Raw genomic sequence first — 20,810 nt, 5'->3', positions numbered from 1 at the left:
GTCTATGGGGAAAGCTATTTCATAAATCAGAGCCCGGCAGCGTATTCAGTGATTCCGCCCATCCATGGGTGCGCAATCGAAAGATTCATCACCGAGCCGCTTCCCGGCAATGGAATTGCGCTCTTTTATGCCTACTATTTTGATTCGCTAGCACCCGGGGAATCGCGGTCTTGTACGTACGACATCGAATATGCCTCGACGACCCAAGCGCCCTTGCGCCTGAGTTGGGATGTGTACGCCTGGTATAGCTGGAGCAACAATGACCCCAATCCGGCGAACAACGTATTTACATATACGTTGACGGAGGCCGCTCAGCCGGTGCCCCCTGTTCCTGCTCTTTCATCGAAGGCCTTGCTCATCATGGCACTGGGACTCGTCGTCTTGGCTTGCTTGACGCGACGCGCATGCCGGTAGAGCCGTACCGGACATACGAAATCGCCTCTGACTCTTGAAGAACGCCCTTATGGTGACGGTGGGCGCCCTTCATCGCGCATCACGAGGCGCTCGCGCTGGCATGGAACACGACACGGCGGCCGGCGGAATCGCCGTGACGTTCGCCATACTCACGCGGCCGCACGGCGCCCGGCCGGACGAGGCCTAGTCGCGATCGCGCGGGCCCTGGCCGAACAGCTGCTTGCGTTCGTCTTCCGTCAGCGGCTGCCCGGCGGCCGGATTGATCTTCTGCGCGAGTGCATAGGCGCGCTGGGTGGCCGGCCGTGCGGCAATGGCCGCGTGCCAGCGCCGCACGTGCGCGTAGGGTTCCAGATCCAGCGCCGCCGGCGTGTACGGGTTGATCCAGGGGTAGGTGGCCATGTCGGCGATGCCGTAGTCGCTGCCGGCAAGGAAGGCACGGTCGGCCAGGCGCTGGTCGAGCACGCCGAGCAGGCGCTGGACCTCCTTGGTGTAGCGGTCGAGCGCATACGGAATCTTCTCCGGCGCATACACATGGAAATGGCCGTACTGGCCGGTCATCGGCCCGAGGCCGGCCATCTGCCAGAACAGCCACTCCAGCGCCTCGACGCGCCCGCGCGCGTCGGCGGGCAGGAAGTGGCCGGTCTTCTCGGCCAGGTACAGCAGGATGGCGCCGGACTCGAACACGCTGATCGGGTCACCGCCACCCGCGGGGTCGCGATCGACGATCGCCGGAATCTTGTTGTTGGGCGAGATCGCCAGGAACTCGGGCTTGAACTGATCGCCCTTGCCGATGTTCACCGGGTGGACGGTGTACGGCAGCGGCTGGCCCAGGTCGACCAGTTCTTCCAGGAAGAGCGTGATCTTGTGGCCGTTGGGGGTGGTCCAGTAGTACAGGTCGATCATGGTGGGCGTCTCGATGGGATGGGTCGTAGCGCAGAGAATCCGTGGATCAGGGTCATGGGGCGAGAATGCAAGCCCCGAAACGGCGTCGGCACCGGACGTTCAACCTGACGAATGGACCGATGCGACGGGACACCGCAGTCGCTACCAGCCTTTAACAAGGCTCGGTCCGCCGGCCCATACTAAAGGCTGCCTTGCATAAGGACCGGAGATCGACGCCATAGTAAACACAGCGCTTACTTCAAGTGGGATGCATCGCTTTCGTGCATCAAGGTCGCTGCGTGACCCGGCGGCCAGCTCGGCAGGTCGAAAGCCGTGATGCACCAGACGATCAAGCCACCCGAGGCGTCCTTCCCGGACGTGCTCGACCGCGATGGCGTCTGCCTGATTCCGGCGATCTGCTCCGACGCGCACTGCGACGACCTGCTGGCCGCGCTCGGGCAGGGGGCGGACGGGGCCGGCTCCCGATGCCTGCTCGAGCATCCCGCCGTGCGGTCGATGGCCGATCATCTGCGTACGCATCCGCAGCTGCGCCCACTGATGCCGACCGGGGCGGTGGCCGTCCAGTGCAGCGTGTTCGCCAAGAGCCCCGCGATCAACTGGTCGGTTGCGCCGCACCAGGACCTCAGCATTCCGGTCGCCGAGCGTGTGGATGACGCGGCCTGCTCCGGCTGGTCGTCGAAGGAAGGGATGGTCTTCACCCAGCCGCCGGCATCCGTCCTCGCCTCGCTGCTCGCGGTCCGGCTGCAGCTCGATCCGGATGCAGCGGCCACCGGCCCGCTGCAGGTGCTGCGCGGCTCGCATCGCTGGGGACGCCTTCCGCTGTCCGCGATCGGGTCCTTGTGGGCGCATGCCGAACCCATGGCCTGTGTCGTGCCGCGCGGTGGGGTGGTCGCCCTCCGTCCGTTGACGGTCCATGCGTCTTCAAAGGCCACCCGCGGCGGGCTGCGGCGTGTGCTGCATTTTCTGTTCGGCCCGCCGCATCTGCCGCTGGGATTGCGCTGGGCGAGGACGCACGCACCGGTCGCGTGAGCGTCGCTGCCTCGGCATTCCATACGGGCTGGAACGATACGGACCGGCACGGGTCCGAACCCGCGGCGCCGGTCGGCCGGCATGATCCGTACTGCAAGCCGCCGGCGCATCCCTCTCTTCACAACGCAGATGACCCATGCCCATGTTTTTCACAACCCTTGCCGTCTGCGCCGTTCTGGTCACCGTGCGGTTGCTGGCCGTCCATCGCGGCTGGGTGGTGGGCCGGCTCATCAGCGTCTGGCTGCTGTTCTTCTACGCGCTGCTCGTCACCTTCGGCACCGTCGCGCTTCCGCGCCTCGCGGTGATCGGCGCGCGGGAGAACGCCCTGGCGGGGGATTTCCTGGACGGGGTCCGGGTGGGCAGCATGGCGCTGGCGCCGGTCAGCGCTTCGATCGGCGTGTGTTTCCTGGCGTTCTTCCTCATTGCCCTCTTTCCGGGCCGCAGACGCTGAAGACCCGCGGCCTGGCCTGGGCCGGCGCACGATGGCGAACCGCCAGGCGGTGCCGGCGGCAACCGTCCTGCCCGGGGCCGTTCCGGCAGGCACCTTCACCAGGCCGTCCGCACGGGGGGCCGGCTGGCTTCCCCTCCTGCGAGTGGCGACAATACGCTTCTTTTTCATGCCCCCAGGATCTCGCCCATGAGCGACACCTCGCCCAGCCCGGTTTCGGTCAAACCCGTCTCGCTCAGCCGCTTCCTGATCGAGGAACAGCGCAGCAAGGGCCAGATCAATGCGGACCTGCGCCTGCTGATCGAGGTGGTCGCGCGGGCCTGCAAGCGCATCTCGATCGCGGTGGGCAAGGGTGCGCTCGGCGGCGTGCTGGGCTCGGCCGGCACCGAGAACGTGCAGGGCGAGACGCAGAAGAAGCTGGACGTGCTGTCCAACGAGATCCTGCTGGAAGCCAACGAATGGGGCGGCCACCTGGCGGCGCTGGCATCGGAGGAGATGGACGATCCGCATCCGATCCCCAACCGCTATCCCAAGGGCGAGTACCTGCTGGTGTTCGATCCGCTGGACGGCTCGTCCAACATCGACGTCAACATCTCCGTCGGCACGATCTTCTCGGTGCTGCGCTGCCCGGAGGGCGTGACCGAACCGGACGAGCAGGCGTTCCTACAACGGGGCACGCGCCAGGTGGCCGCGGGCTATGCGGTGTACGGATCGAGCACGGTGCTGGTGCTGACGCTGGGCGACGGCGTGCACGCGTTCACGCTGGACCGCGAGCAGGGCGGCTTCGTGCTGACGCAGTCGAACCTGACGATCCCGGAGGACACCGGCGAGTTCGCGATCAACATGTCCAACATCCGCCACTGGGAGCCACCGATGCGCCGCTACATCGACGAACTGCTGGCCGGCAAGACCGGCCCGCGCGGGCGCGACTTCAACATGCGCTGGGTCGCCTCGATGGTGGCGGACGTGCACCGCATCCTGACCCGCGGCGGCATTTTCATCTACCCGCGCGACCTCAAGGACCCGTCCAAGCCGGGCAAGCTGCGCCTGATGTACGAGGCCAACCCGATGGCCTTCGTCGTCGAGCAGGCCGGCGGCGCGGCCACCACCGGCCGCGCGCGCATCCTGGACGTCAAGCCGGAAAAGCTGCACCAGCGCGTGCCGGTGTTCCTGGGCTCGCGCAACGAGGTGGAGCGGGCCACGCGCTACCACACCGAGGCTGACGCAAGCTGAGCGCGCTCCCGATCGCGCTGCACGCCGCTCACCCGAGTCTCTCAATCCCCGGCCGTTCGCTGCCGGTTGCGTCGGTGATCGTGCCGGATCATGACCGGATGCCGGTTCTGCGGTCGGCGACCTAGATTCGTACCGTACCGAGTTCGCCGGTTGCAGGTACGGCGCAGCCCCTGGCGAACATGGCTGCGAACGGGCCGGCGCCGCCCCGCCTTCGGTGCGGCCGGCTTGGCGATGCCGCAGCCGACGACACGGCCTGACCGGACTCGCAGCGTGCCTGAAGCGTCACACCGAAAGCGGCAGGAGCGCCGACCAGATATGGGCCATCCCAGCTCCCGGGAGCGGTCCCGCACGCCGCGACGGCACCGCGATGACCGCAAGAGCCGGTGCTCCAGAAACAAGGCCGGATAGGCATTCCCCTCGATCGCCGGCAATGAACGGCCGCCATTCACGCCAACGGCCGATGCAATACCGCATTTTGTGCGCGAAACATTATTCGTGCTTTTGGCCGCAACTTGAATATCACGCGTTCGGTGAATTCCTGCACAGAAACGCACTTGGTTGTAAGCTAGCCCGGCCGATGCTTCTCTGAAAGGGTTCTTCGTACGGCATTCGGCAAGGGAGCCCGATCACCCGCGTGAACGCGGGAATATGCCATGCGCGTTCGCGGTGGTCCGGCGAGATTCGTTGTCATAGCGGGTCGTCGGGAGGGGGGAAACCATCATGCTATCCAATTGCCGCGTAACGTCGGTGACGGCGTTGCTTTGCCTGCTCGCGGGCTGTGCCATCAAAGAACCGGCCATCCGCCACGGCGGTGCCCAGTCAAACGCCGTCATTCTGGCCGGCAGCCCGCAGGTCTTTTCTCGCGAAAGCCTCATCAACCAGAGGCGCGCAGACATGGCATGGGTCGAGAAACTTCAAAAGGAAGCATCGGAGCCGGAATTCCACCGACAATTCGGTGCCGATATCGCACGGCAAGTGGAAGCAATCACCGCCATCAGCGCATCGCTGAGCGCCAACTACGACCAAGGCGCCGCGCGCAGCAACAGTCGCGAGGATGAGCTGGCTCGCCTGCGGCACGAGATGGCGGTACTCGAACTGCGACAAAGTATCGCCGCATTGGGCGATGCCAAGTCCAACAGCATTCAAGCCGCGGCGCCAAAGGCCGCGGGCGTAGCTGCCGACGTCGGTGAGGCCGAAACGACGGGCGAGGCCGCCGCGGACGAGCCCGCATCCGGCATCGCGGATACCGATGCAAATGCCAGGGCCGAGGCACTGCTCAAGCTGCTCGACACCCGGCTCGCCGAGCTGCGCGCCGGCACGGACAGTCCGCTGGCGGCGGTAGGCTCAGGCCCGCGCGAACGTCTGCGCGACCTTTTGGCCTATCGCGAAGATCTCAACGCGCTCTACAACGAGCTTCAGCTTGACGACCTGCACGACGCCGATGGGCGTGCACTCTACAAGCTGCGTATCCCGGTGACGATCGTTCCGGGCGCCACCAATGATCGTTACGCCGCCCTCAGCTACCAGATCCACGCGCCCGTTCACGAATCCCAGGACTACGAAGATCTTTACCTGCGCTGGCTGGGACACCTCACCTATCGCATGAACCAGGGCCAGGACAGCCGCGACACCTCGCAGATGTCCAATCGGGAACTGCAATTCTTCGGGGTATCGAGCCGCCTGTTCTACCCAGTGACCTTCTACGTGTCTCCGCAGGCCGATTCGCTCAACCGGACACGCAGCTCACTGGTCGACCCTTGCCTGGGCGCGGCTTCGTGGGTGGAAGCGGCCGCCGTGGCCGCAGATTGCATTCCGTTCACGGCAGCGCTTCCTTACGAGGTGGGCATCGAACTCACCAGCCTGTTCCCGCATCTCGAACATCTGATCATTCCACTGCTGGACGAGAAATTGGCGTCGGATGCAAAGGCCTGCACGGACAGCCTGCATTCCAACACCATCAACAAATCCAGAGCCCTCTGCTTGTGGGACGCGAGTCTCCCGAGTCGGATTCGCAAGAAAATGAAGCCCGAGCTGCAGGCGCTTCCCTACATCAATCAGTCGGTCCTGACGCGCTCCATCAGCTACCTGGCCAACGACGCGGATCATTGCCGTAAAGCATCCAATGAACACGACAAAGAGGAATGCCTGGCTGGTGACCTTTACAAGGACTACATGGAAGTCAGATGCAAAGATGTCGATGAAGCGCAACACGATCCATGCGCGACGTACATCAGGGACAATCGACGGACTGTCGGATCGACCAAGCGGGTTGGGGGTTCCAATGCCAACAAAACGTCCGGACAACCCGGCGGCACGATAACCCCCGCTCCAATCCCTGACGCAGACACCCCCCGCACGTCCGAGCAGACGGCCGCTCTTGCGTTCATGACGCTCAGCCTCAAGACCCAGGACCTTGCGCTGCTCAAGGACTCCTATCTGGCATCAACTCCATCCGAGCGACAGACCATTCAAGCGGCCGTAGCCGGCCGCAAGAGATTGGTCGAACCCCTCTCCACGACGTCCGAACTGACCTCCCTTCAATCGCAAGCGACCGGCGGGCTCAATGCGATGCTGCTGCTGGCACGCAACACGTTGACTGACGCGCAGCTCGCCGCTTTGATCGACAGCGCTGCCTTTGCGGAGATACGGCTTTCGTCGAAAGCGACACTGCCCTACACGGCGTCGATCCTGCAGGGACTCTCACAACGCGAGGAAATCGCCACCGTTGCTCGCAACGGGGCGGAAAACGTGGTGCTGAGCCTGTTGCAGCTCACTAAGGCGTTCCCCGGCGATGCGGGGCAGCTGCCGGCACCCGTGTCGGCCTGCGGGGACGAATCGCTGACCCGGTTCCGCCGGATGCTCGAGAAGACCGGCAACAGCACGCCGTACGTCTACTCGGTGGCACCCAATGAGTTGGCGCAGCGCGTGTCGATCAGTTCCTCAGCCGCCGAGGCGATCACCCTGGCCGCTGCCTTGAGCGCGGCCAAGCCGCTCAGCGGTCTCGACGCCCAGGCAGCAGCCTCGTTCGGTCGACAGATGACGAGCCGTGCCCAGGCCATGGAGCGCCTGCCGCTGGTCGTGGGTTACGCGCAGGCAGGGCACGAAAGCCGCCCGCCCCCGTCCGCCACGTCGTGCGAAGACACCCGCGCCAAGACGCCGGCCCAGTCGCCGGGCTTCGGCTGGATCTTCGGCCCGCGGCAACGCGTCGTGGCCGGCACGGTGCGCGACATCGTGAAATTCGATTTTCCGCCAGCGAGCTTCGACGTCACGGTGGACCTGGCGCTGCCAGGCTGGTGGAAACGCGTCGAGCTACGCCAGCAGGCAGCCTGGATCGGTGACATCGGCGACAGGAACGCACTGCTGGATACCCCAGCTAACGGCGTGCCGGTGGTGAACGTCGAACTGCCTGCCGCGCGCGGCAACCTCGATGCGCTGACACGCGTCCTAGCGCGCAGCTATGGCGGCGCGCCACCGACGGCGCGCATCGTCGCGGTGGTGCCGCAGAAGATCAACCTGTGTCCCGAGAAGATCGGCATTGCTATCCGTGGACCGGATCTGTGGCGCGGTGCCCAGGTCAGTATCGCCGGCATGCCAGCCGCATCCGCCGACATCAGCGTGCTGCCGGATATGGACGGCCTGCAGGTGAGCTTCGCCACCGGGCCGCTGCGCTCGGCCTTGGCCGGTCTTACGCAGACCCAGGTTTCGGTGTTCACCCAGAACGGCGTCGACAGCTATCCGCTGGACATCGAGCGAACGGTGGTCGGCGCACACTGCGCGCCGCAGAGCGACCCCAGGGCGTTGGCCCGAATCGTCCCCACCGAGGTCCATCGCTGCGCGGGCCAGACCGATTTCTCGATTGAGTTTCCGATCGCACGCAGCGAAAAGGAAACCCGGGTCTACGTTGGCGGCAGCAAGGTGAACTCGCTGGTCTGCACGCGCAAGGCGACCACGCAAGGACACTGCTTCAATTTCACGTTCTCCAGCCGGCTCGATGTCGCCCTGCTGCGGGGCCGCGACAGCTTCCCGATCTACGTGGCCGGCGATGGCGCACCGGTGTCGTTCCAGGTCAATCGGGTCGGATCGGGCGATAGATGCGGTGATGGCGCCAGCAAGCCATCCGCAACGGCGGCCGATACGAAGGCCGCCACGCCGACCAAGGTCGACAAGGTCTCGGCGACGGGCGAGGACGGCGCGTTGCGCGCCTGCCTCAAGGATGTGGACATCACGCTCCAGGGCAGCGGGCTGGATGCCATCACCTCGGTCGAGCTGATGGGCGTGAAGGGCACGGCCGCCATGGCCAGTGCCGCGGGCGATCTGCGCGTCTTCCATTTCAGCGGTTTGCCGCGACTGGGGGATACCGAAGGACCGAAGCCGACCAGCCAGCCCTTGGGGGTGGTGCTGAAGGACGGCAAGCCGTTGCCGGGCATCAGCATCCCCTGGGTCGCCTGCGGCAAGGACTAGAGGGCCGACTTGAGATCCGCGCGGCGTGCATGCACGCCGCGGATCTCGTCGATTCGGCTGTGGTCGCGCGCTCACCAGCCACAGCGAGGGGCAGCCGTCGGCTGCTACGATGGCATTTTCGGTGGAACCCCCATGGCTGACGACTTCATCGAGGTCTACGAGAACGCGATCGACGCGGTCACCTGCCAGGCGCTGGTCCGGCGTTTCGAGGCCAGCGGCAAGGCGGTGCGCGGTGCGACGGGCGGCGGCGTCGATACCCAGCTCAAGGACAGCTGGGACATCTGCATCGACGACTACCCCGATTGGCAGGACGCGCTCAACGTGCTCAACACGGCGATGCTGCGCTGCCTGATGGCGTACCTGCGCAAGTACCCGTACACGGCGCTGGCACCATTGTCGCTGCGCATGCCCGACGGGGCCGGCTGCCTGCGCATGCTGGGCGCGGACGACCTGCGTGCGATGCCGGACACGCTGCTGCAGCAGCTGGCGGTGAAGGTGTTCCGGCCCGGCACGATCAACATCCAGAAGTACCTGGCCGACCAGGGCGGCTATCCGTACTGGCACTGCGAGCTGTACCCGAAGGTGGGCGACCCGGGCGGCGAGACGCTGCACCGGACGGTGCTGTGGACGGTCTACCTCAACGACGGCTTCGCCGAGGGCGAGACGGAGTTCTTCCACCAGCAGCGCAAGGTGGCCCCGCGTACCGGCTCGCTGCTGATCGCGCCGGCCAGCTACACGCATACGCACCGCGGCAACCGCCCCAAGGGCGGCGACAAGTACATCGCCACCTCGTGGGTGCTGTTCCAGCGGGCGGAGGTGCTGTTCGGCGCGCCGGCGCCGAATCCGCCGGCCGCGCGCTGAGGCCGGCGCGGCGTCAGTCGCCGGCGACGGCGTCCAGTTCCTCGCGCACGGCGCGCAGCAGCGCCGGTACCGACACGGGCTTGTCGACGAAGCGGATGCGCTCCACCGGCGGCAGGCCGTCGCGGTCGACCGGCCGGTCGGGGCGTACCAGCAGGATCATCGGCCCGGAAAAGCCGCGCTCGAGCAGGGCCGCCATCGTGCGCACGCCGGTCATCTGGTTGAGGTCGGCATCCATGACCAGCAGTTGGGGAATGCCGGTGGCGTCGATCTTCTGCAGCGCCTCGGTGCCGCTCTGCGCGGTGGTGGCCGAGTAGCCGTTCAAGTCCAGGCAGTCGAACAGCATCGTCAGCTTGCCGGCCTTCTCGGCGACGACCAGGATGCGCTCGCCGCGCCCGCGCGGCAGCGCGGCGTTTTCCGGCGCGCCCTCGACGGTGGCCAGCGGCAGGTAGAGCGTGAACGTGGTGCCCGTGCCGACCTCGCTGGCCACGCGCAGGTAGCCGCGATGGTTGGTGACGATGCGCTTGCACGACAGCAGGCCCAGGCCGGTGCCGTCGCTCTTGGTCGTGAAGAACGGCCGGAACAGGCTGCGGCGCACGTCCTCGGACATGCCCATGCCGGTATCCCGCACCTCCAGCCGGAGATAGGCGCCGGGAACCGGCGACTCGTCCTCGCCGAAGAAGTCGCCCTCCAGCTGCGCGGCGACGGCCGAGAGCGTCAGCGTGCCGCCGTCGGGCATCGCCTGCAGCGCGTTCAGACACAGGTTCAACAGGCATTGCTGGAGCTCGGTCTGGTTGCCTTCGAGCAGCAGTTCCTCGTCGGGCTTCTCGAACACCAGCGTCACGTTGCGCGGCACGCTGCCACGCAGCAGCATCGCCAGCGCGTCGAACAGCGCGGCCAGCCGCACGCGCTCGATCTCCACGCGGGCGCCGCGCGCGAACGACAGCATCGAGGCGACCATTTCCAGGCCGCGGCGCGCGCAGTCGCCCACCAGCTCGCCGTGCTTGCGCAGCTCGGCGTCGTCGCTGGCGGCGATCATCGGGGCCGTCAGCAGCAGCGGCTGCAGGATGTTGCGCAGGTCGTGGCTGAGGCCGCCGGCGAGCATCGCCAGGCTCTCGAAGCGCTGCGCGCGCAGCAGCTCCGACTCGGCGCGGTCGCGCGCAACGGCGTCGTCGGCCTCGCGCAGCGCGCGGCGCACGGCCGAAGCCATGCGTGCCAGCCGGCCCTTGAGGATGTAGTCGGTGGCGCCGCTGCGCAGCGCCTCGATCGCGGCGTCCTCGCCGATCGTGCCGGAGACGAAGATGAACGGCGTCCGCGGTGCTTCGTCCCGCAGGATCTGCAGCGCGCGATAGCCGCTGAAGCCGGGCATCGACAGGTCCGACAGCACGATGTCGGGCGCGAACACCGAAAGGTTTTCTCGAAAACGCGGCTCGTCGTCGACGACGCGCGCCTCGAACACCAGGCCGTCGGCGCGCAGTTCGTCGAGGATCAGCTCGGCGTCGAGCGGGTCGTCCTCGACGACCAGGAGGCGCAGCGCGGGCGTCGACTCGGTCATGCGGCGCTCAATGCGTGTCGGGCGATTCGTTGAGGACGGCCCAGAACTGGCCGAGTGTCTGCACGGCGGCGAAGAACTGGCGCACGTCCACCGGCTTGACCACGTAGGCGTTGACGCCCAGGTTCCAGCTGTGGACCAGGTCGCTCTCCTCGCGCGAGGAGGACAGGATCACCACCGGCACGCGCCGGAAACGCGCGTCGTCGCGCATGCGCTTGAGCACTTCCAGGCCGTCCAGGCGCGGCATCTTGATGTCGAGCAGGACGACGGCCGGGTTGCCGGCCGGGCGGCCTTCGTAGGCGCCGCGCGCATGCAGGTAGTCCAGCGCCTCGACGCCGTCCTCGACGTGCACGACCGGGTTGGCCAGCTTCGCTTCGCGCAAGGCGTCCATCGCCATCTCGGCATCGGCGGTGCTGTCTTCTGCCAGCAGGATGGTGCGGATCTCTCGATTCATCGGACGCTCTCTGGAAGGGGCACCGAACCGTTCGGCGCAGGTAGCGAGAAGTAGAACGTGGCGCCCTGGTCGGGCGCGGCCCGGACCCAGACCCGGCCGCCGTGGCGGCCGAGGATGCGCCGCACGTTGGCCAGGCCGATGCCGGTGCCCGGGAAGTCCGACGCCTTGTGCAGGCGCTGGAACACGCCGAACAGCTTGCCGGCATAGGCCATGTCGAAGCCGGTGCCGTTGTCGCGCACGTAGAAGACCCGGCCGTCCTCGGCCGTGTCCTCCATGCCGACCTCGATCAGCGCGCGCTCGCGCCGCGCCGTGTACTTGACCGCGTTGCCGAGCAGGTTCTGCCACACCTGGCGCAGCATGCCCTCGTCGCCGATGACGACCGGCAGCCCGCCGATGCGCCACTCGATGATGCGGTCGCCGGCCTCGGCCATCAACATCCCGCGCATCTCCTCGGCCAGCGCCTGCATGTCCACCGGCTGCATGCGCAGGGCGTTGCGGCCCAGGCGCGAGTACAGCAGCAGGTCCTCGATCAGCGAGGACATGCGCCGCGCCGACTCGACGATGACCTCCAGGTAGTGGCGCGCGGTCGGATCGCTCGCCTCGCCCAGGTGGCGCTCGAGCTTGTCGGCGAAGCCGGCGATGTGGCGCAGCGGCGCGCGCAGGTCGTGCGAGACCGAATAACTGAACGCCTCCAGCTCGCGGTTGACCTCCGAGACCTGCTCCACCTGCCCGGCCAGCTCGCGGTTGAGGTCGCGGATCTGGCCTTCGGCGCGCTTGCTGGCGGTGACGTCGTTGACGGTCAGGAGGATCGCCGACTCCTGCTCGGACAGCAGGATGCGGCGCGCATTGACGAAGACGATGCGCTCGATGTCCTCGCCGGTGCGCTGCGTGAGCTCGTAGTCCCACAGCTCGCGGTCGCGCACCGCCACGTCGATCAGGCGCTGGTGCAGGGCCGCGTCGGACCAGGCGCTTTGGCCGACCTGGTCCAGTGCCACGCCGACCGGTTCCTCGCCGTCCACGCCGTAGACCTCGCGGAAGGCCTTGTTCATCGACAGCACGCGCAGGCCGTTGTCGAGCAGCAGGATCGGCTCGCGGATGTTCTGCAGGATGGTGCGCGAGCGCGCCACTGCCTGGCGGGCACGCGACTCGGCGTTCAGCCGGTGGCGCACCTGGCGCTCGGAGGCGTAGATGACCGAGCCGATCAGCAGCAGCTGCACGGCCAGCATGCCGAGCGTGGCCCAGCCGGCCCGGCGCTGGTTGTCCTGCCATTCCGCGCTGCGCTCGGTGTACAGGTCGTCCTCGGCGGCGAGCACCTCGCCGGCGGAACTGCGGAACGGGAACAGCTCGCCGGCCTGGCGCAGCGTGGTGCCGGCGGCGGTGCGATCGCCCTGGTCGAGCTGCCGCATTGCCTCGTCGATCAGCCGGGCCCGGCCCTCGATCAGGGTCTCCAGGTTGCCGACCCGGTTCTGCTGGGCGGGATTGTCGCGCGTGGCCTCGGCCAGCCGATCGAGCAGCGGCACCAGCCGCAGGCGGCGCCCGGCATACTGGGCGGCCACGTCACCGTTGGACAGGTCCGCGTAGCGCGTGGTGGCGACGGCCTCAAGCTCGCCCACCGCCGAGACCAGCTCGTGGACGGTTTCCTTGATGTCGGCGCTGTGGAGCACCCAAGCGGAAGATTCGGCCGTGGTCTGCGCGCTGCGCTGCAGGATGAGGTACGGCAGGATCAGGCTGGCCGCCACGGCGACTGCGAGCAGCACCACCCGCAGCGGGAATTCGGCGTTTGTGGTCAGCCGCGACCAGCGCATGCAGGCTCCTGTGGAAAAATGAACAAGACCGCCTGCGATCGCCCCGGCCGGCGGGTCCGGCGAGCATAGCACCGTGCCCGGATGCGCAGGTGCAGGCCCGGCCCCAGCGATCGGGCATCGAAACGGGCTGGCATGCGTGTCGGAACGGCTTGCTAGAATCGCGCGCTTTCGCCCCTCCCGAGCCCAGCCCCGATGCCCGACGCACACCACTCGATGCGCCCCCTTCCGCGCCTGATCTTCTTCTCGCGCTGGCTGCAGCTGCCGCTGTACCTCGGCCTGATCGTCGCCCAGGGCGTCTATGTCGTCCTGTTCGTCAAGGAGCTGTGGCACCTGATCCTCGGCGCCGCCAGCCTCGGCGAGCAGGAAATCATGCTGATCGTGCTGGGCCTGATCGACGTGGTGATGATCTCCAACCTGCTGGTCATGGTGATCGTCGGCGGCTACGAGACCTTCGTCTCGCGGCTGCGGCTGGAAGGCCACCCGGACCAGCCCGAATGGCTGAGCCACGTCAACGCGTCGGTGCTCAAGGTCAAGCTGGCGATGGCGATCATCGGCATCTCCTCGATCCACCTGCTCAAGACCTTCATCGCCGCCGGCACGCTGGAAGGCCTGCCGTTCTGCACGCCGGAGATGCTGGCCGCGATCAAGGACGCGACGTCGGCGGTCACCAGCCGCAGCTGCAGCTCGCTGACGCCGACCGGCGTGCTCTGGCAGACCATCATCCACTGCGTATTCATCCTGTCGGCGATCGGCATCGCCTATACCGACAAGCTGATGCAGGGTGCCAAGCCGGCCAACGGCAAGCACCACTGACCGCTTCAGCCGTGCGGCCGCCGCCTCACAGGTGCGGCGGCCACCGGCGCGGGGGCGGCCGCCAGTTGGCCAGCGCCTCGCGGGTGCGCTGGCGGCCGACCTCGATCAAGTCGGCCGCGCGGTCGAACGCATAGAACGCCGCCGCGCTGCGCGGGATCGAGATCAGCAAGTCCGGCGGCTGGGCCGCCAGCTTCAGGCGGCTGATGGTGCCCTGCACGGTCTCCAGCGAGCGCGCGAACAGCTCGACCATGCCCAGCTCGCGCTCGCGCGGCGCCGCCGGCGCGCCGCGTTCGAGCAGGCCGCCGAACAGGCTGCCGAAACGCGCGGCCAGGCCGCTGGCCGGGGACGGCGCAGGCGCGGGCGGCTCGATCGGCAGGTCGTCCGGCGCATCGACGTCCACGGCGATCGTGAAATCGGTCAGGTCGCGCAGCGTCGCCGAGACCGGCAGCGGGTTGAGCAAGCCGCCGTCGACCAGCAGCCGGCCCTGGTAGCGGTGGGGCCGGAAGATCGTCGGGATCGCGATCGAGGCGCGGATGGCGTCGAACAGCGAACCGCGGGAGAACCAGACCTCGCGCTGGGTGTCCAGGTCCACCGCCACGGCGGTGTAGCCGATCGGCAGGTCCTCGATCGCGGCATCGCCGATCAGCTCGCTGAGCACGCCGATGATGCGATCGCCCTTGATGAAGCCGCCGCCGCGCATCGTCCAGTCGAGCAGGCGCAGCATGCCGATGCGCTGCAGCGGGATGACGAAGTCGCGGTAGACCGGCAGCTTGCCGGCCGCGTGGATGCCGCCGACCAGGGCGCCCATCGAGCTGCCGGCGATCGAGGCGATGGTGAAGCCCTGGGCGGTCAGTTCCTCGATCGCGCCGATGTGCGCATAGCCGCGCGCGCCGCCGGAGCCGAGGACCAGCGAGATCACGCGGCCCGTGCCTGCGGCGCCGCTGGCGGCCTCCAGCGGGTTCATCCGCCGGCCAGGTAGGCGCCCAGCGAGAGCTGCAGGAGGATCTTCATCTCCTCGCGCAGGGACACCGGCGCGACGACCTCGGCATCGGGGCCGTACTTGAGCACGTCCATCAGCAGCTCGCGCGAGTTGGAGTACGGCAGCTTGAGTTCGTAGCGGCCGTCGGACAGCCACTGGCCCTGCTGCTGCGAATGCCAGTGCTCGTCGGCCACCCAGCGCGCCGCGTGCGGCGAGAAGCGCAGCGTGGCCCAGGCCTTGGGCGGCCCGGAGAAGATGCCGTAGCTGGACGCCAGGTGCGCGTCCAGTTCCTCGGCCGGCCGGTCGATCGCCGCCTCGGCCTGGACCACCGGGTCGCGGATGCGGTCGAGCGCGAAGCTGCGCAGGCCGTCGCGGCCGTGGTCCCAGGCGTCCAGGTACCAGTTGTCGCGGTAGTGCGCCAGGCGCTGCGGCGAGACGCTGCGGTCGGTCAGCGTATCGGTGGAGCGGGCGCGGTAGCGGAAGTTCAGGCGCTGGCGGTTGAGCAGGCTGCCAGCCAGGACGCGGAACACGCCCTGGTCGAGCCGGCGCGCACCGCTGGCGATCACGCGGATGCGCTCGATCGGCAGCGTGCGGCCGCTGTGCTGGTCCGACAGCAGCCGCTCGATGCGCGCGCGGAACGGCGCCAGCGCGCCGGCCAGCACGCCCGGATCCGAACGCCCCAGCAGCTCGTTCAAGGCCAGCAGGGCGGCCAGCTCCTCGCTGGTCAGCCACAGGCCCGGCAGCTCGAAGCGCTCGCCCTCGTCGTCGGCGTAGCGGATTGCGGCCTGGTCCGAATCGCTCTCGATCGGCGCGCCGAGCGCATCGCGCAGGAACGCCACGTCGCGGTAGAGCGTGGCGCGCGAGCAGGCCAGCTCGTCCTTCAGCCGCGCCATCGGCACCGGATAGCGCGCCGATTTCAGGATGCGATGCAGGGTCAGGATGCGTTCGTAGCGATCCATGGCGAAAGACGGCAGCCGGAAGGCCGGCAAGTGTGTCACAACGGCACGGCGGCATTCGCGACCGTGGCGCGCATCCCCGGTGACGGCCTGGCCGCCGGGGATGCGCGAGAAGAAGAGGAGTCAGCCGGTAAGCCGGGTTCTGTCGTGGACAGCCATTCCTCTGGGCCTTGCGTCGCCGCAAGGCTCAAGCGACCAACCCGGGGGCAACGCGAGCCGCGCCATAGCCCCCCTATTCGGTCTTGCTCCGGGTGGGGTTTGCCGTGCCCTGCGGCGTTGGCCCCGCAGGCGGTGCGCTCTTACCGCACCGTTTCACCATCACCACGCACATCCGCTTTCACCACGGCAGATGCCGGGAGCACTTGAGCGCCAGCGCTTGCGCGCCGACGCTAGTGTCACGACCCTTCCAGCACGAGGCTGGACCGTGGCGGGCGCGGATGCCGTTCGGCTGTCTATTCTCTGTTGCACTTTCCGTCGGCTCGCGCCGCCCAGGCGTTACCTGGCACCCTGCTCTGTGGAGCCCGGACTTTCCTCGGCACGCAAGCGTGACGCGACTGTCTGGCTGACTCCGCCGGCGAGTCTACCGAGTTAGGCAATCCTTGCCTAACTCGGTGCGATCGCCCCCCTGCAGCTGCGGCTCGAATCCGCGGCCGAACACCCGGGTGGCGCCGCTCCGGGAGTCGAACATGCCGATACCGGCACCACCGGCGGAATCGCCCGCCGGCCGATTGCGTTCCTCGTTTCGTCGCACACGGCGCGCGCTGTGCGCGAGGAGGGCGCGGCCACCGTCATGGCGTCGTTCGGGGAACGCATCCGCGTCGGGCGCCGAAACCGGCAAGCCCGGAGCGGCAGGTGCGCGCGGCAGCCAGGCAGCACTTGACTACAAATGTAGTCATCGCTACCGTGACGACACGTGTAGTCAAGGTGCACCCATGTCACGCAAATCGATCGGCGACCAGGAACTGGCGCTGCTGGACCATATCGCCGCGCACGGCGATGCCTCGGTCGGCGAGGTCGCCGCCGACTTCGGCGAGCCGCGCGGGCTGGCCCGCTCCACCGTCCTGACGATGATGGAGCGCCTGCGCGCCAAGGGCTTCCTCACGCGGCGCCCGGCCGGCGGCGTCTACCGCTATGCCGCCACCGCCGGGCAGGACGAGGTGGTGCGCGGGGCGGTCGGCCAGTTCGTCGAGAAGACGCTGCAGGGATCGGTCTCCCCGTTCGTCGCCTGGCTGTCCGAGCGCAGCGAGGTCAGCGATGCCGAACTGGCCGAGCTGGAAGCCCTGGTCGCCACGCTACAGTCGCGACGGAAGGAGCGCTGACGATGCTCGCCTTCGTCGAATCGACCCTGCTGCCGGCGCTGGCCGCGACAGTGGTGCAGTCGCTGCCGCTGTGCGCGCTGGTGCTGGCGGCCTGCCGCTGGCTGCCCGGCCTGCCGGCGACGGCACGCTGCACGCTGTGGTGGCTGGTGTCGCTGCAGCTGCTGGCCGGCCTGGTCTGGCAGGCGCCGCTGGAACTGCCGCTGTTGCCGGCCGCCGCATCGGTCCCGATTGCCGCGACGGCATCGCTGGCCGAGTCTCCGGCCTTCGTCGCCGCGGCCGGACCCGGCGCCGCGGTGCCGGCCGCGACCGGCGCGCCGGGCCTGCTGACCTGGCTGGGCCTGGCCTGGCTCGGCGGCGTCGGCCTGCGGCTGGCGCAGGGCGCGCGTGCGCTGGCACTGACGCGGCGGCGACTGCGGCACGCACGGGCCTGCTACTGGCCGGACGCCGTCGCGCAGCTGGGACACCTGTCCGACGCGCTCGCGATCCGGCATCCGCCGGCCTTGCGCGTCTCGTCCGAGATCCGCTCGCCGCAGCTGCTCGGCCTGTGGCGGCCGACGGTCCTGCTGCCGGCGGAGGCCGCCGACTGGAGCGCGCAGGACCTGCGCCTGGCACTGCACCATGAGCTGGCGCACCTGCGGCGGCGCGACCTCGCCTGGGGCTGGATACCGGCCCTGGCCGAGTGCGCGTTCTTCTTCCATCCGCTGGCCCGCCTGGCCGCGCGCGAGTACGCCCTGGCCCGTGAGGCGGCCTGCGATGCCGCCGTACTGGCCGGCGCCCACGAGCACGCGCAGGCCTATGGCCGCCTGCTGGTGCGCCTGGGCACCAGTCCACGTCCCTGCGCCGGCCTCACCGGCGCGTCCCCCACGTTCACCGCGCTCAAACGGAGGCTCCTCATGCTGCAAGCCCGCACCACATCCGCACCCGCGGCGATGACCGCACTGACCGTCGCCCTGGTCGTGCTCGGCACCCTGCCGTACCGCCTGGTCGCTGCACCGGTCGTCGCATCCACACGATCGATCTCCAGCACCACGATCGCCGGCAGCGACGTGCGCACGACCTCCAGTACCACGATCACCGGCAGCGACGTGCGCATCGACAACGTGCTGCTGTTCGACGAGGACCGCGCGCAGATGAGCGGCAGCACCGACGACCTGTCCGCGGCGCGCGCATTGCACGACGGCAAGCCGCTGTGGTGGGCGCGCAAGGACGGCACGGCCTACGTCGTGCGCGACGCGGCCACGCTCAAGCGCGTGCGCACCGCCTACCGCACGCTGCAGGTGATCGGCCGGGAACAAGGGACGATCGGCGCGCGCCAGGGCGAGATCGGCGCCAAGCAGGGCGAGATCGGGATCCGCATGAGCGAGGTCGGCATCGCCCAAGGCCGGCTCGCGGCGGCGCGCGAGGACAGCCGCAGCGAGCGCCGGGCAGCGCTGGACGTCCAGCAGAACGAACTGACGCAGGAGATGAACGAACTGTCGGCGCGCATGGAGGCCCTCTCGCAGGAACAGGAGAAGCTCAGCCGCCGCATGACGGCCGCCAGCGCCCGGATGCAGCAGGACCTGATTGCGCTGCTCGACCAGGCGATCGCGCGCGGCGTCGCAGCTCCGGTGAACTGATCGGCGATTCTCGCTGCGGTGCCTGACAGGCGGCGCCGCGCCTGAACGCACAACACCCGATCCAGACACGGCAGGCGCGACCGGCCGGCACCCCGCGGGCGCCGGCCGGACCCTCAGGTCGCGATCACGGCCAGTACCAGCAGCGCCGCGGCCAGCGCCGCATAGGCGATCAAGGTCAGCGCCAGCAGGCCGGCGCCGCAGTCGCGGCAGGCCCGAAAGCCCGCCGGCGAGCCCCCGAACCCGGCCAGCGGCCAGGCCAGCAAGGCGAGCAACCGGTGCCGGGTGGCCGGTCGCCGGTGGCAGTAGCGGCAGGAAAGGGCCATGCGCCCCTGCTCTCACGACAGCGCATCGATCCGGGATGCGCTCCTGGCGAGGGCACAGGCGCCGGTCGATCAGGGCGCGCCCTCGCTTTCATGCGACGGCGATCGCTGCCAGGCTAGGCCGGCCATTGGGGTCGGATGGACCGTCCTGCGTATACGGGACCGACCGATACGGGAGGGTCACGCATATGTCGATCCGAATTGGCTGCCTGCTGCTGGCCGCTTCCATGGCACCGGCCGGTGCCCAGACGACCTGGGAACCGGTCTGGTCGACGACGTGGGCGGCCGACGACGCCGCATCGACGCACGCCAGCGTACTGCGCCGCGCCGATGACGGAACGCTCTTCGTCGGCGTCGAGACGGCGCGGGCCGGCCAGCAACGCGCCGGCGTCCTGCGACTGGACGCCGACGGCACGATCGGCTGGGCGGACGAGCGTCCCGGCCCGGGCTCGGCGGAGGACGTGCTGCCGATGGCCGACGGGCGCGTCGCCCTGGCCGGCGGCACCGCGATCCCGTTCGTGCGCACCGTCGATTCCGGTAGCGGTGCCCCGGACTGGGATACCAGCGCGCCGGGCGCGATGCTGGTCGTGCTGCGCTCCTTTGCGACCCGCCAGATCGCGCAGACACCAAGCGGCGACCTGCTCGTGCGTGCAGAGAACGACGATGCGTTCGTCGTACTGCGCTTCGGTGCGCAGGGGCAGTTGCTGCCGCCGTGGCGCTGGACCTCCGGCCTCGGCGCGGTCTGGGCCAATTCGATCGTCGCGCTGCCCGATGGCGGCGCGATCGTCGCCGGCCGCACCTACGCCATCGGCGGGGGGTTCCGCACCGTCCGCTTCGCCGCCGACGGCAGCCTCGTCTACGCGGACGCCGAGTTCGGCGAACTCGGCAATCCGCTCGGTGCGGCCTGGATCGCGACGACGCCGGACGGCGCCACGCTGGTCGTCGCCTCGCCGGAAACCCGCTTCGGCATGCCGGGCGCGATGGCCTGGAAGATCGCGGCGGACGGCACGCGCCTGTGGACGCGCACGCTGTCGGACCAGGCGAGCGGGTCGACGACGTTCTCCAACGGCCCGGCTGCGCTCGGCCCCGAGGGGGATCTGCGGATCGCGACGGCAGGCACCACGCCGAAGGTGCTGCGCCTGATCCGGGTGGACGGCGCCACCGGCGCCACACGCTGGGACAGCGCCGCCTCCATGCCCGGATTTGCCGACAGGCTGGCGGTCGCACCGAACGGCCGCAGCCTGCTGGGCGGCTCTGCGCACGTTCCCGGCGGCGGCGGCCGCACCTATGCGACCCTGGCCGAGTTCGATGCGGACGGCCTGCTGTGCCGCGAACGAACCGTGCCGGACCTGTACGGCTTCACCTCCATCGTCGGGGCCGTCGACGGATGGACGGTGCTGGGTATCGGAGACGACGGCGTCACGGTGCAGCGTTACGCCGCGGACGGCGCCTGCGGCGACGGGCTGTTCACGGACGGCTTCGAGAACTGAGCGCGCCCCGGCTTCGCGCCGGCCCGGCCGTCCGCGCCGGCGCTATCCGCCCGTTCTGGTGACCGCGGTGCCGGATCGGCACAACCGGCGCGCTCGAAGCGCACGTGCGTTGGGGTCGAGCGGGCCGTGTTGCGTATATCTGTGCGTATATCTGATCCAC

Annotated in this window: 16 protein-coding genes and 1 other RNA gene; 9 read left to right on the top strand and 8 right to left on the bottom strand. The window is 68.7% G+C overall.

Annotated elements, in window-relative coordinates; genetic code table 11:
- Nucleotides 1–597 precede the first annotated feature (597 nt).
- Complete coding sequence (locus tag I596_RS01365; RefSeq protein ID WP_067643089.1) at nucleotides 598–1,317, bottom strand: glutathione binding-like protein; 720 nt, start codon at nucleotides 1,315–1,317, stop codon at nucleotides 598–600.
- Nucleotides 1,318–1,632: 315 nt separating this feature from the next.
- Between I596_RS01365 and I596_RS01360 the strand changes: the two genes are divergently transcribed.
- The 5 genes from I596_RS01360 (at nucleotide 1,633) to I596_RS01340 (ending at nucleotide 9,349) form a co-directional block, all read left to right on the top strand.
- A complete protein-coding gene (locus tag I596_RS01360; protein ID WP_067643086.1) occupies nucleotides 1,633–2,346 on the top strand; it encodes a phytanoyl-CoA dioxygenase family protein in 714 nt (237 codons plus the stop codon).
- 142 nt (nucleotides 2,347–2,488) lie between these two features.
- Nucleotides 2,489–2,797, top strand: coding sequence for a hypothetical protein (locus I596_RS01355; RefSeq protein ID WP_067643083.1), 309 nt, complete (start codon nucleotides 2,489–2,491; stop codon nucleotides 2,795–2,797).
- Nucleotides 2,798–2,983: 186 nt separating this feature from the next.
- Nucleotides 2,984–4,027, top strand: a complete 1,044-nt coding sequence (locus I596_RS01350; protein ID WP_067643080.1) for a class 1 fructose-bisphosphatase — start codon at nucleotides 2,984–2,986, stop codon at nucleotides 4,025–4,027.
- Between the two features lie 720 nt (nucleotides 4,028–4,747).
- Entirely contained in the window at nucleotides 4,748–8,488 is a 3,741-nt protein-coding gene (locus I596_RS01345) for a hypothetical protein (RefSeq protein WP_150131955.1), read from the top strand.
- A gap of 132 nt (nucleotides 8,489–8,620) precedes the next feature.
- On the top strand, nucleotides 8,621–9,349 hold the full coding sequence (locus tag I596_RS01340) for a 2OG-Fe(II) oxygenase (protein ID WP_067643073.1): 729 nt from the start codon (nucleotides 8,621–8,623) through the stop codon (nucleotides 9,347–9,349).
- A 13-nt stretch (nucleotides 9,350–9,362) separates the two neighbouring features.
- Here I596_RS01340 and I596_RS01335 read toward each other — a convergent pair whose 3' ends face one another.
- From I596_RS01335 to I596_RS01325, 3 genes are read right to left on the bottom strand one after another with little or no spacing between them, the layout of a single operon-like run.
- On the bottom strand, nucleotides 9,363–10,901 hold the full coding sequence (locus tag I596_RS01335) for a hybrid sensor histidine kinase/response regulator (RefSeq protein WP_067643070.1): 1,539 nt from the start codon (nucleotides 10,899–10,901) through the stop codon (nucleotides 9,363–9,365).
- Between the two features lie 7 nt (nucleotides 10,902–10,908).
- The gene (locus tag I596_RS01330) at nucleotides 10,909–11,352 is read right to left on the bottom strand and encodes a response regulator (RefSeq protein WP_067643067.1); all 444 of its coding nucleotides are present in this window, start codon (nucleotides 11,350–11,352) and stop codon (nucleotides 10,909–10,911) included.
- The gene (locus I596_RS01325; RefSeq protein ID WP_067643064.1) at nucleotides 11,349–13,157 is read right to left on the bottom strand and encodes a sensor histidine kinase; all 1,809 of its coding nucleotides are present in this window, start codon (nucleotides 13,155–13,157) and stop codon (nucleotides 11,349–11,351) included. The genes I596_RS01330 and I596_RS01325 overlap by 4 nt, the downstream gene beginning before the upstream one ends.
- A gap of 213 nt (nucleotides 13,158–13,370) precedes the next feature.
- On the opposite strand from I596_RS01325, the gene I596_RS01320 reads away from it, so the two are divergent.
- On the top strand, nucleotides 13,371–13,970 hold the full coding sequence (locus I596_RS01320) for a TIGR00645 family protein (RefSeq protein ID WP_223303892.1): 600 nt from the start codon (nucleotides 13,371–13,373) through the stop codon (nucleotides 13,968–13,970).
- Between the two features lie 25 nt (nucleotides 13,971–13,995).
- On the opposite strand, the gene I596_RS01315 is transcribed toward I596_RS01320, so the two are convergent.
- From I596_RS01315 to rnpB, 3 genes are all read right to left on the bottom strand, one after another.
- A complete protein-coding gene (locus I596_RS01315) occupies nucleotides 13,996–14,934 on the bottom strand; it encodes a patatin-like phospholipase family protein (RefSeq protein ID WP_067643059.1) in 939 nt (312 codons plus the stop codon).
- Nucleotides 14,931–15,908, bottom strand: coding sequence for a helix-turn-helix transcriptional regulator (locus I596_RS01310; RefSeq protein WP_067643056.1), 978 nt, complete (start codon nucleotides 15,906–15,908; stop codon nucleotides 14,931–14,933). Before I596_RS01310 ends, I596_RS01315 begins: the two co-directional genes overlap by 4 nt.
- A gap of 112 nt (nucleotides 15,909–16,020) precedes the next feature.
- Nucleotides 16,021–16,475: RNase P RNA component class A (gene rnpB, locus I596_RS01305), an RNA gene on the bottom strand.
- Nucleotides 16,476–16,837: 362 nt separating this feature from the next.
- Here rnpB and I596_RS01300 point away from each other — a divergent pair.
- Together I596_RS01300 and I596_RS01295 are read left to right on the top strand one after the other, a co-directional pair.
- Nucleotides 16,838–17,224, top strand: a complete 387-nt coding sequence (locus I596_RS01300; RefSeq protein ID WP_067643053.1) for a BlaI/MecI/CopY family transcriptional regulator — start codon at nucleotides 16,838–16,840, stop codon at nucleotides 17,222–17,224.
- 2 nt (nucleotides 17,225–17,226) lie between these two features.
- Nucleotides 17,227–18,840: a M56 family metallopeptidase gene (locus I596_RS01295; RefSeq protein ID WP_067643050.1), complete on the top strand. Its 1,614-nt coding sequence runs from the start codon at nucleotides 17,227–17,229 to the stop codon at nucleotides 18,838–18,840.
- A gap of 113 nt (nucleotides 18,841–18,953) precedes the next feature.
- Here I596_RS01295 and I596_RS01290 read toward each other — a convergent pair whose 3' ends face one another.
- Nucleotides 18,954–19,163 (bottom strand): hypothetical protein, encoded by a 210-nt coding sequence (locus tag I596_RS01290; protein ID WP_067643047.1) that lies wholly within the window; start codon nucleotides 19,161–19,163, stop codon nucleotides 18,954–18,956.
- 185 nt (nucleotides 19,164–19,348) lie between these two features.
- Here I596_RS01290 and I596_RS01285 point away from each other — a divergent pair, with 185 nt between their 5' ends.
- Nucleotides 19,349–20,650, top strand: coding sequence for a hypothetical protein (locus I596_RS01285; protein WP_150131954.1), 1,302 nt, complete (start codon nucleotides 19,349–19,351; stop codon nucleotides 20,648–20,650).
- Nucleotides 20,651–20,810: the final 160 nt, after the last annotated feature.

Origin of the sequence: Dokdonella koreensis DS-123, assembly GCF_001632775.1 — a bacterium.
In the GTDB taxonomy this organism is placed as follows: domain Bacteria; phylum Pseudomonadota; class Gammaproteobacteria; order Xanthomonadales; family Rhodanobacteraceae; genus Dokdonella; species Dokdonella koreensis.
This window is presented reverse-complemented; position numbering and strand designations above follow the sequence as displayed.

What these genes read in the sequence shown, in the direction of transcription:
- I596_RS01365 (WP_067643089.1), bottom strand. Translation starts at nt 1,317, where the DNA reads ATGATCGACCTGTACTACTGGACCACCCCCAACGGCCACAAGATCACG.
- I596_RS01360 (WP_067643086.1), top strand. Translation starts at nt 1,633, where the DNA reads ATGCACCAGACGATCAAGCCACCCGAGGCGTCCTTCCCGGACGTGCTC.
- I596_RS01355 (WP_067643083.1), top strand. Translation starts at nt 2,489, where the DNA reads ATGTTTTTCACAACCCTTGCCGTCTGCGCCGTTCTGGTCACCGTGCGG.
- I596_RS01350 (WP_067643080.1), top strand. Translation starts at nt 2,984, where the DNA reads ATGAGCGACACCTCGCCCAGCCCGGTTTCGGTCAAACCCGTCTCGCTC.
- I596_RS01345 (WP_150131955.1), top strand. Translation starts at nt 4,748, where the DNA reads ATGCTATCCAATTGCCGCGTAACGTCGGTGACGGCGTTGCTTTGCCTG.
- I596_RS01340 (WP_067643073.1), top strand. Translation starts at nt 8,621, where the DNA reads ATGGCTGACGACTTCATCGAGGTCTACGAGAACGCGATCGACGCGGTC.
- I596_RS01335 (WP_067643070.1), bottom strand. Translation starts at nt 10,901, where the DNA reads ATGACCGAGTCGACGCCCGCGCTGCGCCTCCTGGTCGTCGAGGACGAC.
- I596_RS01330 (WP_067643067.1), bottom strand. Translation starts at nt 11,352, where the DNA reads ATGAATCGAGAGATCCGCACCATCCTGCTGGCAGAAGACAGCACCGCC.
- I596_RS01325 (WP_067643064.1), bottom strand. Translation starts at nt 13,157, where the DNA reads ATGCGCTGGTCGCGGCTGACCACAAACGCCGAATTCCCGCTGCGGGTG.
- I596_RS01320 (WP_223303892.1), top strand. Translation starts at nt 13,371, where the DNA reads ATGCGCCCCCTTCCGCGCCTGATCTTCTTCTCGCGCTGGCTGCAGCTG.
- I596_RS01315 (WP_067643059.1), bottom strand. Translation starts at nt 14,934, where the DNA reads ATGAACCCGCTGGAGGCCGCCAGCGGCGCCGCAGGCACGGGCCGCGTG.
- I596_RS01310 (WP_067643056.1), bottom strand. Translation starts at nt 15,908, where the DNA reads ATGGATCGCTACGAACGCATCCTGACCCTGCATCGCATCCTGAAATCG.
- I596_RS01300 (WP_067643053.1), top strand. Translation starts at nt 16,838, where the DNA reads ATGTCACGCAAATCGATCGGCGACCAGGAACTGGCGCTGCTGGACCAT.
- I596_RS01295 (WP_067643050.1), top strand. Translation starts at nt 17,227, where the DNA reads ATGCTCGCCTTCGTCGAATCGACCCTGCTGCCGGCGCTGGCCGCGACA.
- I596_RS01290 (WP_067643047.1), bottom strand. Translation starts at nt 19,163, where the DNA reads ATGGCCCTTTCCTGCCGCTACTGCCACCGGCGACCGGCCACCCGGCAC.
- I596_RS01285 (WP_150131954.1), top strand. Translation starts at nt 19,349, where the DNA reads ATGTCGATCCGAATTGGCTGCCTGCTGCTGGCCGCTTCCATGGCACCG.